The 17,714-nt window shown below is 38.0% G+C and carries 10 protein-coding genes; 1 reads left to right on the top strand and 9 read right to left on the bottom strand.

The genetic code is table 11. The features are described from left to right. Positions 1 to 6 precede the first annotated feature (6 nt). From ACN5J7_RS15685 to ACN5J7_RS15665, 5 genes are all read right to left on the bottom strand, one after another. A complete protein-coding gene (locus tag ACN5J7_RS15685; protein WP_418604624.1) occupies positions 7 to 1,857 on the bottom strand; it encodes a M1 family metallopeptidase in 1,851 nt (616 codons plus the stop codon). Between the two features lie 101 nt (positions 1,858 to 1,958). Continuing rightward, on the bottom strand, positions 1,959 to 3,557 hold the full coding sequence (locus ACN5J7_RS15680; RefSeq protein WP_418604623.1) for a S8 family peptidase: 1,599 nt from the start codon (positions 3,555 to 3,557) through the stop codon (positions 1,959 to 1,961). A gap of 17 nt (positions 3,558 to 3,574) precedes the next feature. Further along, positions 3,575 to 4,435 carry an MBL fold metallo-hydrolase gene (locus tag ACN5J7_RS15675; RefSeq protein WP_418604622.1) on the bottom strand — a complete coding sequence of 287 codons (861 nt, stop codon included), beginning with the start codon at positions 4,433 to 4,435 and terminating at the stop codon, positions 3,575 to 3,577. Between the two features lie 160 nt (positions 4,436 to 4,595). Further along, entirely contained in the window at positions 4,596 to 6,797 is a 2,202-nt protein-coding gene (locus tag ACN5J7_RS15670; RefSeq protein WP_311936147.1) for a SulP family inorganic anion transporter, read from the bottom strand. Further along, positions 6,794 to 7,642, bottom strand: a complete 849-nt coding sequence (locus tag ACN5J7_RS15665; protein ID WP_418604621.1) for a universal stress protein — start codon at positions 7,640 to 7,642, stop codon at positions 6,794 to 6,796. The genes ACN5J7_RS15670 and ACN5J7_RS15665 overlap by 4 nt, the downstream gene beginning before the upstream one ends. A 97-nt stretch (positions 7,643 to 7,739) precedes the next feature. On the opposite strand from ACN5J7_RS15665, the gene ACN5J7_RS15660 reads away from it, so the two are divergent. Beyond that, a complete protein-coding gene (locus ACN5J7_RS15660; protein WP_311936152.1) occupies positions 7,740 to 9,575 on the top strand; it encodes a sodium:proton antiporter in 1,836 nt (611 codons plus the stop codon). Positions 9,576 to 9,636: 61 nt separating this feature from the next. On the opposite strand, the gene ACN5J7_RS15655 is transcribed toward ACN5J7_RS15660, so the two are convergent. From ACN5J7_RS15655 to ACN5J7_RS15640, 4 genes are all read right to left on the bottom strand, one after another. Then, complete coding sequence (locus ACN5J7_RS15655; RefSeq protein ID WP_418604620.1) at positions 9,637 to 12,036, bottom strand: glycoside hydrolase family 31 protein; 2,400 nt, start codon at positions 12,034 to 12,036, stop codon at positions 9,637 to 9,639. A gap of 140 nt (positions 12,037 to 12,176) precedes the next feature. Next, positions 12,177 to 14,087 (bottom strand): 1,4-alpha-glucan branching protein GlgB, encoded by a 1,911-nt coding sequence (gene glgB, locus ACN5J7_RS15650; protein WP_418604619.1) that lies wholly within the window; start codon positions 14,085 to 14,087, stop codon positions 12,177 to 12,179. 3 nt (positions 14,088 to 14,090) lie between these two features. Continuing rightward, a complete protein-coding gene (locus ACN5J7_RS15645) occupies positions 14,091 to 15,722 on the bottom strand; it encodes a trehalose synthase (RefSeq protein WP_418604618.1) in 1,632 nt (543 codons plus the stop codon). A 1-nt stretch (position 15,723) separates the two neighbouring features. After that, positions 15,724 to 17,661 (bottom strand): alpha-1,4-glucan--maltose-1-phosphate maltosyltransferase, encoded by a 1,938-nt coding sequence (locus tag ACN5J7_RS15640; RefSeq protein ID WP_418604617.1) that lies wholly within the window; start codon positions 17,659 to 17,661, stop codon positions 15,724 to 15,726. Between the last annotated feature and the right edge of the window lie 53 nt (positions 17,662 to 17,714).

Raw genomic sequence — 17,714 nt, 5'->3', positions numbered from 1 at the left:
GTAACTTTAAATACTGATTCTGTTATTCGTTTTATCAACATCTGCCATCATTTCCAAAGGGTCTATTTGAACCGATTTTATGGCCTTTGAGGTTTCAAACGCATAGGTGGGATAAGCCCAAGCCCAATCTTTTATTATTGTCGCCTTAGTTGGTTTTTCGCCACGCATCATTCTTAATGGGATATAGAAATCTTCGGTGCTTCCATCGTTATAAGTTACCGTTACATCAATAGGCATGGGCATTAACCCGATACGCTCTAAAGTAATCGTGTTTCCTTCAACAGATTTAACACCGTAATCAATAGTATTTGTGGTTTGTGCAAAATCTATAAAATACCAGTCGAGCTCTAATCCAGTCACTTTTTCTGCTGTTCGTATAATATCAAAAGGTTTTGGGTGTGTAAAGGCAAAATCTTTAAAATATTTTTTAATGGTTTTTTGCAGATTTTCTTCACCAATTACATACCCTAATTGTGCTAGAAACACCGCGCCCTTACTGTAAGCTTGGGTGCCATAAACACTGTTAAATTCATACCTGTCTGCGTGTGTGGTAAGTGGCTGTTCTACGCTAGACCGAGCTAAGCCAATATAGCTGTTGTAGGCATTGGCTAGAGGATTTTTTTTACCTTGGTTCATCACCTCATTCATGGCATGATTGCTAATATATACGGTAAAGCCTTCGTCTATCCATTCGTGTTTCGTTTCGTTTGTGGCCAGTAAAAATTGAAACCATGTGTGTGCGAGTTCATGTGCCGTTACACCAACCAAGCTACCAAAGCTTCTTTTTCCTGTTATTAATGTGCTCATGGCATATTCCATACCGCCATCGCCACCTTGAATTACAGAATATTGTTTGTACGGGTAGTTACCAATGTGCTTATTGAAAAACTGCATGAGTTCAGCTGTTTTAGGCTGAAGTTTTTTCCAATTTTCCAGTTCATTGGCATTCAAATCTTTTTTGTAAAGGAAATGAAGTGTGGGGCCATTGGGCATTTGTAACACATCGTGTATATAATCTGGGTCTGCAGCCCATGTAAAATCGTGCACATTAGGGGCTTTAAAATGCCAAGTGAGTTTATCGGTATTGGGTCTATTAACCGTGCCGGTTTCGTAACCATAACCAATTTGATTGGGATTTTGTAAATAGCCCGTACCGCCAACAATATAGTTTTTATCAATACTGAGCTTAACATCAAAATCGCCCCAAACGCCATGGAATTCCCTTCCAATATATGGGTCGGCATGCCAACCTTCAAAATCGTATTCCGCCAGTTTAGGATACCATTGCGCCATGGATAGTGCCACACCTTCTTTACTATTTCTGCCCGAACGGCGAATCTGAACCGGAACTTGGGCATCAAAATCCATGTTAAAAGTCGCCTTTTCACCTGGTTGAATAGGCTTTGCTAAATCGACTTCTAATACCGTACCAACGGTTTCATGTTTAATATTTACACCGTTTTGTTTTAAAGAATTTACTTTTATATAACCAATCTCGTTAGGGTTTAATTTGCTAATTCTATCGCCAACCCTTGCATCTGGATCCGCAATGGTTCTGGAGCGCACATCCATTTCGCTTCCGGGTTGAAAGGCATTAAAGTACAAATGATAATAGACACGGTGTAAAACATCTGGCGAGTTATTGGTATATATCAATTCTTGTTTTCCTTTGTATTGATAGGTGTTTACATCCATATCAATATGCATTTTATAATCTACATGTTGCTGCCAATAACCTGAGTTTGGTGCTGATGCTGGCATTGTGGGCGTTGGTGTTTGGGCAACGGCTATATTTTTTTGACTATTACAGGATAGCACTAGTAAAAAACTGAAAAAAGGAAGCATTATTTTTTTCATGATAGATTATTTTTTTATTGAATTTTTTTGATAGAATTATAAACAAGAGGCTGTCGAATTAGACTATTTCGACAGCCTCTTTAAAATCAATTTTTAAAGGTTTAAATTTTTGATGCCATAATTAAGGCATTATAAGCGTTAACCATTTTTGATGATTTTGATAAATCGGCAAAAGGTTTCACGTTATTGGTATCGCCACCAACAATAACTTTGGTTTTAACCGCAAGTCCGGAATCTAAAATAACCTGTTTTACTTGTGCCGCGGTTAATTTTGGGAAATACGAACGAATTAAAGCCGCAACACCGGCAACAGCAGGAGCAGCCATAGAAGTTCCGCTTATGCTTTTGTATTCGTTTTCCGGGAATGTAGAATAGATTGCCGATCCGGGTGCAAATACGTCTACATTCTTTTTTCCGTAATTTGAAAAGCTGGAAATCATGTTCGACCCGTATTTTGAAGTTAAGGAACCAACTCGAATATATGTATTTGAAATTTCAACAAAATCCACATTATCATCAGGGAAATTAGGCTCTACATCAACATTTTCGCCAGAATTACCGGCGGCATGCACAAATACCACATCGTTATCTGAAGCATACTTTATAGCATCTCTTACCCATTGGGCGTGTGGTGAAAACGATTTACCAAAACTACCGTTAATTACTTTCGCGCCATTATCTACGGCGTAACGGATGGCTAACGCGATATCTTTGTCGTATTCATCACCATTTGGTACAGCTCTTATAGACATAATCTCAACGTTATTGGCAACTCCATTAGCGCCTTTTCCGTTGTTGCGAACAGCGGCTATAATACCTGCCACATGTGTACCGTGTGATTCAGATTTTTTTACGGGTTTAACATTGCCGTTACCGTAACCTACATCAGATAAATCATTAATGTCATCACCCGTGGTTCTCCCTTTAAAATCTTTATTAAAGTGGTAGTTTAAACGCTCGTTAATGCTTTCCAAAGCATCATTAATTTCTTTTTTTGCTTCAGCTAAAGTCAACCCATTAAGATTCATGTTCTTAGCGATTTGAATGGCTTGATATAAACTTTGGTCTTCGGTTTTAATTTTATTTACCTCTTCAATAGTATAATCACTTTTTCCCAAATGTTGGGTTAAAATATCGTCGGCATTTTTTACAGCCTGCGCAATTTGGTCATACTGGGTTTTTCTTTCCAAATATTTTTTTGATTCTTTTTCATGTAAAGCGACTGCTTCGTTATAGCGAGGATTTGATGTATCTCCGCTTGCAATTAAGCGCACATATTCCAATTGCTCGTCATAGGCATCTCCTAAAAAATTCCACCCATGTATATCGTCTACGTATCCGTTATTATCATCGTCTTTTCCGTTATTCGGAATTTCTTTTGTGTTGGTCCAAATGTTGGCGTTCAAATCTTCGTGATCGATATCAATGCCTGAATCGATAACCGCCACAATAACGGATTTTCCTTTTTTGTTTTTAATAATTTCAGCGTAAGCTTTATCTACACTCATGCCGGGGATGGTGTCTTGTACCAAGTCTAAATGGCCCCAGTTTTGTTTTTCGGCTTCGGTTAGCTCTGAAACCTTTAAAGGAATGGCATCAATGTTTTCAACCGGTGTTGATATGATGCTTGCTGTACTACCACAGCCATAAAATATAGACGCTATTAATGCCGTAAGTAGGAATGATTTTGTAAAGTTCATTTGTAATAAATTATAGGTTAATTGAATATATCGTTTGTAGATAATATGCTTGCTAATCGCACGCCTTTTTCGGTGTGTTTTACGGTAATAATTTCGTTATGGGCATCGTGCTCTAAAAACAAGTAGAAATTATTATCGGCAGCAAGGTTTAAAAACTTTTCTTTTTCGTCTAAAGTCAAAAGCGGCCTGGTGTCGTAACCCATTACATAGGGTAAAGGCAAATGGCCTACGGTTGGCAATAAATCGGCCATAAAACAAATGGTTTTTCCTTTGTAGTTAATCATGGGAATCATTTGTTTATCGGTGTGGCCGTTGGCAAAAAATATATCGAACCCAAGGGCTGAGTTTTTAAGCAAATCGGTATCTGGAAGCGCGGTAAATTTTAGCTGTCCGCTTTCTTCCATGGGTAAAATGTTCTCTTTTAAAAACGAGGCGCGTTCACGCCTATTGGGTTGGGTTGCCCATTGCCAATGGTTTTTGTTGCTCCAAAAGTGAGCGTTTTTAAAGGCTGTTTCGTAGCCTGTTTTTTGGCTGTTCCATGTAATGCTTCCGCCGCAATGGTCAAAATGCAAATGCGTCATAAACACATCGGTAATGTCATCTTTATGAAACCCGTATTTTTTAAGCGAGTTGTCTAAAGTGTCGTTTCCCCAAGGGTGATAGTAGCCAAAAAATTTACTGGATTGTTTATCGCCCATACCGTTATCTATTAAAATAAGGCGATTGCCATCTTCAATAAGCAAGCATCTGGCAGTGAGATCAATCATATTATTGGCATCGGCAGGATTGCTGCGTTGCCACAATGACTTAGGTACCACACCAAACATGGCGCCACCATCTAGCTTAAAATTACCGGCATTTATGGGGTATAAGTTCATCTGTTAATAGTTGTTGTTTTTTATATGTCAGATGTAATTCGTCATTAAATTTTACGGGCGGTATCAAAAATTTAATAAGACTCATTTCATAGCGGCGTAAAATTAAGAAATCTATTGTGAATTCTTATGAAGGTTAAGAATATATTAAGAATTCAGAGGGCTAGTTTGGTGCAATAACATCTTTTAAACGCTTTCCAAAGTCGAACAAGGCTTTAATTTCCTTTATACTTGCCAAACGTTCCTTTCCGAAAATGAGTAAAGAGCTTCCGTTAGATTCTACATGGTAGTACGGATTGCTTTCAAAAAAATGTGTTAAATCGTCATTAAAAAAGGCACTAATTGCCTTTTCGTTTTCGCCTTGCAAATAAAAACGATCGGAGAAATCGTCGTGGTTTTCAATATCAATATCTTTAAAGCCGGCAAGCGCCGATACTTTTTCCAAAAAACCTTCCCTATCCAAGGTGAATTTTGGGATGGTATGATTTAATTCGATATGAAGCATGGTGGAACGCACCACTTCTTTAGTGATAAGTTCGCCTTCTGAAAACTCAATATCGAACAACGAAATAGTGTTTTTTTTATGCACTAATTTATTGTAAATATGATTGATGTGTTTGGTGCTGAAAAACTGAAATAGGTTTAACGCCGACACTTCTTTTTCTTTTTTAGGGCTGTAATTAAAGTTGTAGTCTTCGGCCAAAACCTCCATATTGGTTTGGCGCCTTGTTAAACTATTTTTAATAATTCTTGGCACCGGAAGCATGCGCCTTAAAGCAAACGGGTGTTTGGAGTCGGTATCGTGCATGTCTAAACCAATCACATCAAAATGACCACCGCGTTTATTAAATAATTCTTGGTAGCTGTGCATGTTTTCCATCACAGTATGATCCACAAACTCGCACAACGAAAAATCTACAATAACATCTTCATTTTCAGGAACGGCATCAAGTTGTTTTTTAAGTCTGTAGTAATTTAAAAAACTGCAAAAATGTTTAACACTAACGTAATAATTGTTGTCGTCAGCGGTTTCCTTAAACATTAAAACATTGGGTTTTAAAACGTTTCTAAAAAACAGCCCAACACTTTTACTTATAATAAAATGAATGATTAATGTGGTAATAACCCCAGCAATTATGCCGGTAATCAACCCTATTTTTAAAGTCAGGATTAGGGTTACAAAAAAGATGATAAGTTGCTCTTTTCCTATTGAAAATATTTTGGTGACAACGCGAGGCGACGCTAATTTATACCCAGCGTACACTAATATAGCCATTAATGCAGGCAACGGAATTCTGGTAAGTTGCGTGCTAAACAATACAATAAATAACACTAAAAAAACGGCGTGAAAAAAGTTTGACGAGCGGTTACTGGCACCATTATTTACGTTAACCGAACTACGCGCAATAACGGTTACCACATTTAATCCGCCCAAAAACCCGCTGCCAACCGTGGCCAAACCCAAGGCTTTAAGGTCTTTGTTTACATTGGAGCGTCTTTTTTCCGGGTCTAGTTTATCAACCGCCTTAATGCTTAACAACGATTCAATGCCCGAAATAAGGGTTAAGGCCAAAACGCTTCCCCAAAAGGAAAACGACCAAATATTGCTGAAATTAGGCGTTGGAATATCCGAAATTATATTTTGAATGGATGGAATGCCGGAAATCATATATTCTTTTGCTATGGGATTTGGTTCGTGCAAACCCAACTCGAAATAATAACTAAACCCAATGGACAAAATAACAATCCACATGGGCGCAGGGATAAGCTGTAAATATTTATTCCTGATTTTTGAATAGAACAGCATAATTACCAAACTTAAAACACCGGCCAAAGCAGCGTAAATTAAGCCTGTGTTTTCGTAATTCACAGCATCGTTGATGGAAAAAGGGATTTCAAAAAGATAATCAACCGTGTCTTCGCGCTTAATTTTATGGGCAAGCATAATATGAAACTGTTTGCCAAGAATAATAAGCCCAATGGCTGCAAGCATACCCTGAATGGCAGACGACGGGAAAAAATCGGCAAGGGTGCCCATTCTAAAGAAACCCAAGCCCATAATAAGTACGCCAGAAAAAATAACGGCAACATAAGCGTTTTCTAAACCTAAAGTAGTAATAGCAACTAAAAGCACACCAACCAATCCGTTTCCTGGCCCCGCTATGGTAACGTGGCTTCCGCCTAAAATAGATACCATAATGCCACCAACTATGGCGGCAATAATTCCAGAAATGGGTGGCGCATCACTGGCCATAGCAAGTCCTAAACCCAAAGGCAAGGCAATAAGGCTTACCACAAACCCCGAAAAAATATTTTTAGGTAAGTCCTTAACAAAGGCTCTTAAATTATTTTTTTTCGGACTCATTGTAAAATTAAAACATCGGTTGGTAATTCGGTTAAAATATGTTCGATATCATGCGGAAACAGGCGGTCCCAAAAGGTCATTTTCGAGGGTGCATTCATCACGAGTAAATCGGCACGCGAAATTTGCGCATAATGCCCGATAGAATAGCCTTTTTTACCAAAAATAGGTTGTAGTTTTATGGCTTTGCTTTTGGTGTAGGTTTCGGGAATATGGCTTATAATTTCTTTAATTCTAGAGTTTTCCCTTAGCTTGATACGTTCTTTAATAATATTGGCACGTCTTAGCGATTTATCGTCATCAACTTTTACGGCTATTTGGTCTTGTTTAATTTCTTCAACAATAGTAATTTTTTCAGAACTTAGCTTTGTGGCTACGTAAAAAGCCACTTTTATGGTTTGCTCTGTTTTTGGGTCTTTTAAACCGTTAACCACAATATGCTCGCAAGGTACGCGTTCAACCGCAGGTTTTATCAACAGTAAAACGGAGCATTTGGCGTTGCGCGTAATTTTTCTGGCAATTGAGCCTACATAGTATTTTAAAAATTGCTCGCGTTGTAAGGCGCCAAGAATTAAAAGATCTATCTTTTTTTCTTCAGTGGTCGATAAAATCACATCGACAGGATTGCCCGTTTTAAAAACCACTTCGTAATTTAAGTTATCTTTTTTAAAACTATTAAGAATAACTTTAAGCATGTTTATTTTTTCCTCGGAGTTTTCGCCAACATGGATTAAAATCAACTTGGAGCCAAAAAACACAGCTAAACGAGCGGCCTCAAAGAGATTGGCTTTTAAGTTGGGCGAATAAGCTACACCAATTCCAATACTTTTAAAGGGTTTTAATGACACGGTTTATTTTGATTATTTGCTGAAAGGTGAAAGATAGTATTTTTTTAAAAACATGGAATCATCTGTTTTACTTAAATTAGTGCCTTAAAAAATATTTATGTTAGAATTAGCAGGTATTATCATTTTAGGCATATTAGCACAATGGGTGGCATGGAAATTTAAAATCCCCGCCATTTTACCCTTAATTTTAATCGGATTATTTGTTGGCCCAATAGCTGCCGAATATTTAAGTGCAGATGGTACCAAATGGATTGAGCCTATTTGGAATGGTAAAAAAGGGCTTTTCCCGGGAGACGGATTATACTACTTTGTATCGCTTGCCATAAGCATTATTCTTTTTGAAGGTGGCTTAACCTTAAAAAGAGCGGAAATTAAAAATGTGGGCCCTGTAATTACCAAATTAATCACCTTGGGTTCTGCCATTACTTTTTTTGGTGCCGGCATATTGGCCCGAATTATTTTTAACTTAAGTTGGGAACTTTCCTTTTTGTTTGCAGGATTGGTTATTGTTACCGGACCAACAGTAATTACCCCTATTTTAAGAAACATTCCGCTTAAAAAAGATGTCTCTGCCGTTTTAAAGTGGGAGGGTATTTTAATAGATCCCATTGGCGCTTTGGTGGCGGTATTGGTATTTGAGTTTATAAGCGTTGGTGGGGACAGCGGTTTTACAAAAACGGCCTTAATGGAGTTTGGCAAAATTATTCTTTTTGGCACAACCTTCGGATTTACTTTTGCCCACGCCTTGGCTTTCGCGATTAACAAAAAGCTCATTCCGCACTATTTATTAAACGTTGTATCGCTATCCACGGTGTTGCTGGTTTTTGTAGAGTCCGAGATTTTTGCCCATGAATCTGGGCTTTTAGCTGTTGTTGTAATGGGTATGGTTTTGGGCAATAGCAAGTTGGAAAACCTAAAAGAACTGCTCTATTTTAAAGAATCTCTAAGTGTTTTACTAATTTCCATTTTATTTATTCTGTTGGCGGCAAATATTGATATTGATGATTTAAAGCTGCTGTACACGTGGAAAACCGTCATCCTTTTTGCCATTATTGTATTTGTAATTAGGCCATTGGCGGTGTTTTTAAGCACGCTCAGATCCAATTTAAAGCTTAACGAAAAACTGTTTATTAGTTGGGTTGGCCCGCGTGGTATTGTGGCTGCCGGAATTGCCTCGTTATTTGGCAGTAAATTATTGCGACAGGGTGTTGCTGGTGCCGAATACATAACACCTTTAGTGTTTATGATTGTTTTAGGAACCGTTTTATTAAACGCTACAACAGCGCGTCGGTTTGCAAAACTAGTTGGAGTGTTTTTAACAAAATCGGAAGGTATTTTAATAGTTGGAGCCTCAAAAATATCTAGATTGATTGGGCATTATCTGGCAACAAACGGGAGGCACGTGGTGCTAATTGACAGTAACGAACGAAACATTAAAAAAGCCAAAGAACTGGGACTAGAGGCTTTGAGCACAAATATTTATTCGGATCGGTTAATGGATAATATTGAGTTAAATGATATGGGCTATTTAATGGCGCTCACCGGAAATCCGGATATAAACAAATACGCCATTAATAAATTTAGCCAACAATTTGGTGAAAATGGTTCTTTTAGATTGGTAACCACAAATGAAATGCTAGACGAAAACAACAACCCAAGAGAAGGTTTGTTTTCCCATACGGATGATTTTAGTTCGTTGTTAGATTTAACAAGAAGGCACCCATCAATACAGGAGATTGATTTACAGGATAAAGAGCACTACGAAAGCTTGATTAGCATAACCAATGAGGACAAGGATATTATTCCTCTATTTATAAAAGACAATGAAGGTGAGCTGCATATTATATCGTCTTATAATTTGGAGGTTGATGCCATTGAAGAAGGATTTCAGTTGGTGTATTTAGGAAAACCCTTTGATGTTGAAGAGGTATAAAAAAAACCCTTTCAAAATTGTTTTGAAAGGGCTTTTTTGAAAGTCGAATTTTAAGAATTATCTATCCTTTAATTTGAATGTTTGTAACCTCTTTACTTACAACAAGAGAGTTCTCACCATTAAACTTAACATCTTTTAAATCAATATATTCGTTATCAATCTTGATGGATTTCACTTTAAATGGCAATCCGATTAAATTGAGCTTAAAGGTATTGTACGATGTAAAGAACTTTCCTCTTTTATGGATTCTGATAACCAATTTATTATCATTTCCAGTCAAGTTAAACTTTCTTAAACTGTAACGTCCTTTTTTGTAATCAAACCCGTCATTGGCGTCTTCGTACAATTCAGAATCCTCTTTACCGTGTTTATAATACACATCAAGTGTTAACTCATCAATTGTTTTTTCGCCAACATACTGCTGTATGGGGTATTTAGGAATAATAGCACCTGCTTTTACAAAAATGGGCATACTGTCTAAATCGGCATCTACCCAAGTTTCTTTACCACCTGAAACCAACTCATTGGTCCAGAAATTAAACCATTCGCCTTTAGGAATGTACATACGTCTTCCTTTTGCATTTGGCTCGTTAACAGGGCAAATTAACAGCTGGTTACCGCAAATAAACTCATCAATTCTGTAATGTGTTTGAGAATCGTCTTGATCAAATAAAACCAACGATTTTAACATAGGCACATTATCCTGCGAATATTGATGAAACGCGGTATATAAATAAGGTAATAATTGATATCTTATCTCAATAAACTTGCGTACAATATTTGTTATATCGTCATCAAAAGCCCAAGGTTCTTGGTCGCCATGATCTCCAGAGGAATGTGTTCTACAGAATGGGTGGAAAACACCAAGTTGAATCCAACGTGCGAATAATTCGCCATTGGGTTGTTCGGCAAATCCACCAATATCCGATCCGGCAAAAGAGAAGCCCGACATGGCTAAACGCTGCGCTTGGATATTTGCTATTTGTAAATGCTCCCATGATGCTAAGTTGTCTCCCATCCAAGTTGAGGTATAACGCTGTGTACCCGAATAAGCCGATCGTGTAATTACAAATGGGCGTTTTGGGTAATTAAATTTTTTTAAACCATGGTAAGTGGCGCGTGCCATTTGCATTCCATAAATGTTATGTGCTTTACGGTGGCTACAAGGATTACCATCGTAATCGTGCCTTACATCGTTAGGAAAGGTTTTTCCGGGAACGTCCATTACGGCGGGTTCGTTCATATCGTTCCAAACACCTTTTACGCCAATATCTTCTATGAGCTCTTTAAATAATCCAGCCCACCATTTTCTAACTTCTGGTCTTGTGAAATCCGGGAAATAACATTCCCCGGGCCATACTTTACCTTTCATGTATGGGCCATCGGCGCGCTTACAGAAATAATCTTTTTCCAAACCTTCGCGGAATATATCGTAATCCATATCGATTTTAATGCCCGGATCGATAATAACCACGGTTTTAAATCCATCATCGGCCAGTTCTTTAACCATGCGTTTTGGATCTGGAAAATAATCTTTGTTCCATGTAAAACAACGGAATCCTTCCATGTAATCGATATCTAAATAAATAGCATCGCAGGGAATATTTAATTCTCTAAATTTTGAGGTGACTTCCTTAACGTTTGATTCCGGGTAGTAACTCCATTTACACTGGTGGTAGCCCAATGCCCAAAGTGGTGGCAATTCGGGTGTACCGGTTAAATCGGTGTAATTTGAAACCACATCCAACATTTTAGGGCCGTAAATAAAGTAATAGTTCATTTCGCCTCCCTGTGCCCAAAAACTGGTTACGTTTCTGCGTTCGTGGCAAAAATCGAAATAGGTTTTAAAGGTGTTGTCAAAGAAAATACCGTAAGATTTATTGTCGTGCAATGCCGTGTAAAACGGTATGGCTTTGTAAATAGGGTCGGTGTCTTTTCCGTAGGCATAAGAATCGGTAGCCCAGTTTTCAAATCGCTTTCCTTTTAGGTTTAAGTGATTTGGTTTATCGCCTAAACCGAAATAGCTTTCTCCGTTTTGGGCGGCTTTACTCATTTTAACAATATCGCCACCTAACTCGTAACTTTCTTCCCAATGGAAGCCTTTTTCGTCTTCGCAGATAAGGGATTTGTCTATGGCATCAAAAATGGATTTTCTTAAATCGGATTTGTAAATGAAGCAGATTAACTTTGATGTGGTAACGATGTATTTTTCATCATCATCTGAAATTTCCAAATGGTTGTAGCCTCTACTTGCATTTTCATCAATAGCATACGAAAAATCATTTTCAAATTTACCAACGGTGGTATATCTAAATCTCAATACGCTATCCCTTAAAACCGTAAGTTGAAGGATAACGTTATTTGTAGTTGAAAAATGCAGAACATCCACATCTTTTTTGTAGGCTTTTATGGTTGCAGGAAACAAGTCTCCTTTGTATTCTAATTGGGTATTTAAAATCATAAATGATTAGCAATTTAATTAATTGCCGAAAGTACTAAAATCATTATATTTTAAAGATGAAATTTCAATAAAAATACGGGGGATTGGTTACATAAAACACAATCAATCAGCAAAATAATTGTGTTTTATGTAAGGGTTGATTATTGTTTGAATTTGAATATGGAAACACCAAGCGGCGAAAGCGTAATTTCTGCCGAATAATCCTTCCCGTTCCAAGTTTGTTTTTTTATGCTAATTTCTTTTGAATTTGAAATACCGCTACCTCCAAAGGCTTTTTCATCGCTATTAAAAACCTCGGTAAGTTTGCCTTTTTTGGTGACGCCAATACGATATTTTTCCCTTACCGTTGGTGTTAAGTTGCAAACTACAACCACATCATCGGTTGATTTTTTTCCTTTTCTGATATACGATAGTACGCAGTTTTCGTGGTCATCGAAACTAATCCACTCAAATCCCTCGTTAGTAAAGGCTTTTTCAAATAAAGCCGGCGTGGTTTTGTACAAGGTGTTCAGGGCTTTAAAAAAGTGCTGAAAGTTTTTATGCGATTTGTATTCCAGTAAATTCCAATCTAAACTATCTTGGAAGTCCCACTCGTTTTGTTGCCCAAATTCGCCGCCCATAAACACTAATTTGGTTCCGGGATGCGTAAACATATAGCTATATAAAAGACGAAGGTTGGCAAAGCGCTGCCACTCGTCACCGGGCATTCTTCCTAAAATAGATTTTTTGCCGTACACCACCTCGTCGTGCGAAAGCGGTAACATAAAGTTTTCTGAAAAGGCATATGCCAAACTGAAAGTAATATCATTTTGGTGGAATTTTCTGTAAATGGGGTCTTTGGCAAAATACTCTAAGGTATCGTGCATCCAACCCATCATCCATTTCATTCCAAAGCCCAAACCACCTAAAAACACGGGTTTGGAAACACCCGGGAATGCCGTCGATTCTTCGGCTATGGTTTGCACATCGGGGAAAGAGCTGTAAATTTCTTCATTCAATTCCTTTAAAAAGCTTATCACGGCTAGGTTTTCCCTGCCACCATATATATTTGGTTCCCACTCGCCATCTTCTCTCGAATAATCTAAAAACAGCATGGAAGCAACGGCATCAACACGTAAACCATCGGCGTGGTATTGATCCATCCAAAACACGGCATTACTTATTAAAAACGAACGCACTTCATTGCGCTCATAATTAAAAATCAAACTTTTCCAATCTTGATGGTAGCCCTTGCGTTTATCGGGGTGTTCGTATAGATTTGAACCATCGAAGAACCCTAGTCCGTGGGCATCTTCCGGGAAATGTGATGGTACCCAGTCTAGAATGATACCTATACCGGCTTGATGGAATTTATCGACTAAATATTTGAATTCCTCGGGATAGCCAAAGCGCGATGTTGGTGCAAAATATCCTGTAACTTGATAACCCCAGGAAGGGTCGTAGGGAAACTCCATAATGGGCATCAACTCAACGTGTGTAAAATTCATCTCCTTTACATAGTTAACCAAATCGTCGGCAAGCTCGTAATAAGACAGAAACCGGTCTTCTTCAACCTGCCTTTTCCAAGAGCCCAAATGGACTTCGTAAACCGAATAAGGCGCATCTAAGGTATTGTGCTTTTTACGCGTTTTCATCCAGTTTTTGTCTTTCCATTTATAATCGTCGTCCCAAACTATGGACCCCGTTTTTGGGTTGTGCTCGTAACGTCTTGCATAGGGGTCGGCTTTTTCGGTTTTAATATCGTTGTTGTTGCTTTGTATTTTATATTTATATATCGCTCCTTTTTCAACCAGCGGGATAAAACCTTCCCAAATACCACTGGAATCCCAACGCACGTTTAATTGGTGCTCGCCTTCCATCCAATAGTTAAAATCGCCAATTACAGAAACCTGTTTTGCCGTAGGTGCCCAAACTGCAAAATATACACCATCAATACCATCAACCGTAATAAGATGAGAACCAAATTTTTCGTAAAGTCTAAAATGTTTTCCGGCTTTAAAAAGGTTGATATCGAATTCTGTAAATAGACTGTGTACTTTTACTTGTGCCATAGATTAATGATTTATTATGTTAGATATTCCTTTTAATGGAATCACTGCCCATTCGGGGCGCGAATTGAGCTCGTAACCCAATTCGTAAACTGCCTTTTCCAATAAGCAGTATTTTAATATAAATATACGTTCTTGATTGTATCCTAAATTCAAATTTGCGTTTTGTGTTTCCGTCACATAGGTGCCTAAAAACAAACCTGTAATGTAGCGGTACAGCACTTCTGAAGCTTTAAATAACGCTTCTTGATTAGCTTTGTAATGGGTTTTGCCATTATTGAATACGGTAGCGTAAATAGCATAATGAAAGGACCTAAATAAGCCTGCAACGTCTTTTAACGGGGGCTGTTTTACTTTCCGGTCTCGGATGGTGCTTTCGGGTTCGCCTTCAAAATCTATAATATAGAAATCGTTCTGTTTTACTAAAATCTGGCCCAAATGGTAGTCGCCATGAATGCGTATGCGTTCGCCCTTTAATTTGGTCCAATCAAAATCTACAAATCGTTTTCTGATGCGGTTTTTTTTATCGAGAAATTCGTTGGCCAATACCAAGGCCAATCCATCTAATTTATGCATGTTGTTTTCAATGGCATTGAGCCTGTTTTGAAACTGATGGAGCATTTTGTTTTTCAACCAAACCGAATAATCGCCGTTATAATGTGCCGGGGTAAACGCGGTTTCTTCAAATTCCGAACCCAAAGCAATGTGCATTTCCGCGGTGCGCTTCGCCAAGGTTTTAATTTGATTAAATAAGTTTAAACCAGCCCAATCTATAATTTGTGGTGGTATATCTTGAATGGTTAAGCGTTGATACAATTCGGTGTTTGGAAGGGTATCAATATTTATATTTTTGTATTCTAAATTTGAAAATACCTTATGCAATTCTTTTAGCATATAGGTCCAAGCGTCGCCTTCGTTAGGGATTAATTCTTGCAAAAGGCCGATGGTTAGGTTGGTGTTTTCAGAATCCACTAAATTAATACTTCCCAAGTAAGAAGGGGTGTTTTTGTACTCTTTTTTTTCTGATAAAAACCGACTCATTTCGTAATCGGGATTTTTATCTGCAAAAATGCGTCTGAAAAACTTTAACACATACTTTTCGTTGTAAACCAGCGAGGTGTTGCTCTGTTCCACACCCATACACCTTGACGATTGGTAAGTTTTGTTTTCAAACAAGTGGCTTTTGTGGTATTGTACTTTGGTGGTGTCTTTAGGTTCTGCCGTAGCAATACGCTCAAAAACCAGTTTTCTAAACGCTTCTAAGTTTACGGCATCAATAATATGGCCTTTTCTGTTGTTTATTTCAATAGGAAGAATCCTGTCGTTTTGTGCAAAGTTTTCATCTGTTACAAATGCAATAGGTAAAAAATAGTGCTGATAAAAAGCTTCAACAAAATTAACCTCCAATATCAGTCCGAAATAAATTTCGCCATGTTGTTGAATTTTAAAATATTCAGCGAGTTCTATATATTTCAACTGGCTCGACTTACCGCCGTACCAACGTTGCTTAACCATATAATCTTCTAAAACATCCGATAGAAAAACCTTGACAAACTCGTTGCTATCAAGCAATTCGTTCCAACTTTTATGAAACTTAAAAGGTTGGTTTATGGCCGATATAGACGCTTGTTCTGGCATACTATTTATTAATCTTGAAAATATGAAAGGGCATGGTAGGGTGCAATTCTACATAGCACCATTCGCTATTCCAATTGTAGCGGCTATCTGTAATTAAATCGTGCATTTCAATATTCTGACCTGCGTGTACCTTTAAATCGTGCAGAGGTACTTGAACGGTGCCTTGTTGCGATCGGTGCGAATCCAGGCTTATAACCACAAAAATTTCATTGGTACGATCGTCGTTCCATTTGTAAAAAGCCATTAAGTTATCGTTTGCTATGTGGCAGAATTTAATGTTATTGGTTTGCTGAAGCGCAGGATTGGTGTGCCTGATATAGTTTATTTTTGCTATAATGGTAATCAGTTTGTTTTGAATGTTCCAATCGTAATGTGTGATTTGGAATTTTTCTGAATTGAGATACTCTTCTTTCCCAAGCAAAGGGCTTGAAAGCATATATTCAAAAACAGGACCGTAAATACCAATGCAGGAACTTAACGTTGCAGCCAGCGCATAGCGCAGTATGTGCATAGACTCGTTTGCACCTTGTAAATGATACGGGTTGATATCTGGTGTATTTGGCCAGAAATTAGGCTGCATATATTGGCTTAACTCGCTTTTGGTCAATTCTTCAATATATTCAATAAGTTCGTGTTTGCTTTCTCGCCAAGTAAAATACGTGTAAGATTGTGTGTAACCTTGTTTTGCAAGTTGCTGCATTACTTTAGGAGCCGTAAAAGCTTCGGCTAAAAAGATAACATCTGGGTGTTTTGCTTTAACCTTGGTAATAATCCAATGCCAAAAATAAAAGGGTTTGGTATGTGGGTTATCTACTCTAAAAATGTGAATACCGCAATCTATCCAATACATTAAAATATCCAAGCATTCTTTCCAAAGGTTTTTATAATCTTCGCTTTCCCAGTAAATGGGTAAAATGTCCTGGTATTTTTTGGGTGGATTTTCGGCATATTGCACGGTGCCGTCCGGTCGCCATTTAAACCATTTTGGATGATCTTTAACCCAAGGGTGGTCTGGAGCGGCTTGTAGCGCATAATCCATGGCGATTTCCAAGTTGTTTTCTTTGGCCTTATTAATTAAGGATTTAAAATCGTCAAGCGAACCTAATTCCGGATGGATGTCTTTATGTCCGCCATATTTAGAACCTACGCCCCAAGTGGAGCCCACATCGCCATCTTTGGCTTCGGTAGTGTTGTTTTTACCTTTTCGGTTAACTTCGCCAATGGGATGGATAGGGGGCAGGTACACCACATCAAACCCCATGTTTTTTATTCTGGGAAGCAAACGCTCGCAATCTTTAAATGTGCCGTGAACACCTTCTTTTTCTGATGCCGAACGCGGAAAGAATTCGTACCACGTACTAAATCGTGCTTTTTTTCTATCGACATATACACGAAATTCCTTTGATGCGTTATCAAGGATTTTTACAGGATTGTTATAAAACAGGTCGTACAGTCTTTTTGTGCTGGCTTCGGTAATGGCTTCGCCATAATCGTTTTCATCTTGAAAAATACGATGCAGGTGATTTAAATAGGTTTTATCCTCGGCATTTACTTTATCTACAATGGCCTCAATAAACTGAACGCCTTCCAATAATTCTGAACGCACGTGCTGCCCATCATTAATTTTCCGGATTAAACCATGCCTCCAATTAAGGGCGTAATCTACCCATGCTTGTACTTTATAGGTATAAAAACCTTGTTTTTCGACAGCAAAAGCGGCTTGCCATTCGTCATTTGACAACAAACGCATTCTTGTTTCCTGCCAATTTTTGGCCTTTTCGTGTTTATATAATACGGATGCTCCAAGCACATCATGCCCATCGGCCATAATGTAGGCCTCTATGTTAACAATTTCGTTTACTACGCGTTTAATATAAAATTCGCCGCCATTAACGCTGGGCGAAACATGGTCTATTACAACTCTTCTTTGGTCTTGCATGTTAGTAGATAATATATATTGCCAATTTAACGGTACACCAAGGTATAACTATA

The sequence above is a fragment of the Hwangdonia sp. genome (assembly GCF_048381975.1).
Classification (GTDB): domain Bacteria; phylum Bacteroidota; class Bacteroidia; order Flavobacteriales; family Flavobacteriaceae; genus Hwangdonia; species Hwangdonia seohaensis.
The sequence above is the reverse complement of the archived record's forward strand: the minus strand, read 5'-3'. Positions and strand labels throughout refer to the sequence as shown.

Excerpts from the sequence above, each read along its gene's own strand:
- ACN5J7_RS15685 (WP_418604624.1), bottom strand. The coding sequence starts at position 1,857 with ATGAAAAAAATAATGCTTCCTTTTTTCAGTTTTTTACTAGTGCTATCC.
- ACN5J7_RS15680 (WP_418604623.1), bottom strand. The coding sequence starts at position 3,557 with ATGAACTTTACAAAATCATTCCTACTTACGGCATTAATAGCGTCTATA.
- ACN5J7_RS15675 (WP_418604622.1), bottom strand. The coding sequence starts at position 4,435 with ATGAACTTATACCCCATAAATGCCGGTAATTTTAAGCTAGATGGTGGC.
- ACN5J7_RS15670 (WP_311936147.1), bottom strand. The coding sequence starts at position 6,797 with ATGAGTCCGAAAAAAAATAATTTAAGAGCCTTTGTTAAGGACTTACCT.
- ACN5J7_RS15660 (WP_311936152.1), top strand. The coding sequence starts at position 7,740 with ATGTTAGAATTAGCAGGTATTATCATTTTAGGCATATTAGCACAATGG.
- ACN5J7_RS15655 (WP_418604620.1), bottom strand. The coding sequence starts at position 12,036 with ATGATTTTAAATACCCAATTAGAATACAAAGGAGACTTGTTTCCTGCA.
- glgB (WP_418604619.1), bottom strand. The coding sequence starts at position 14,087 with ATGGCACAAGTAAAAGTACACAGTCTATTTACAGAATTCGATATCAAC.
- ACN5J7_RS15645 (WP_418604618.1), bottom strand. The coding sequence starts at position 15,722 with ATGCCAGAACAAGCGTCTATATCGGCCATAAACCAACCTTTTAAGTTT.
- ACN5J7_RS15640 (WP_418604617.1), bottom strand. The coding sequence starts at position 17,661 with ATGCAAGACCAAAGAAGAGTTGTAATAGACCATGTTTCGCCCAGCGTT.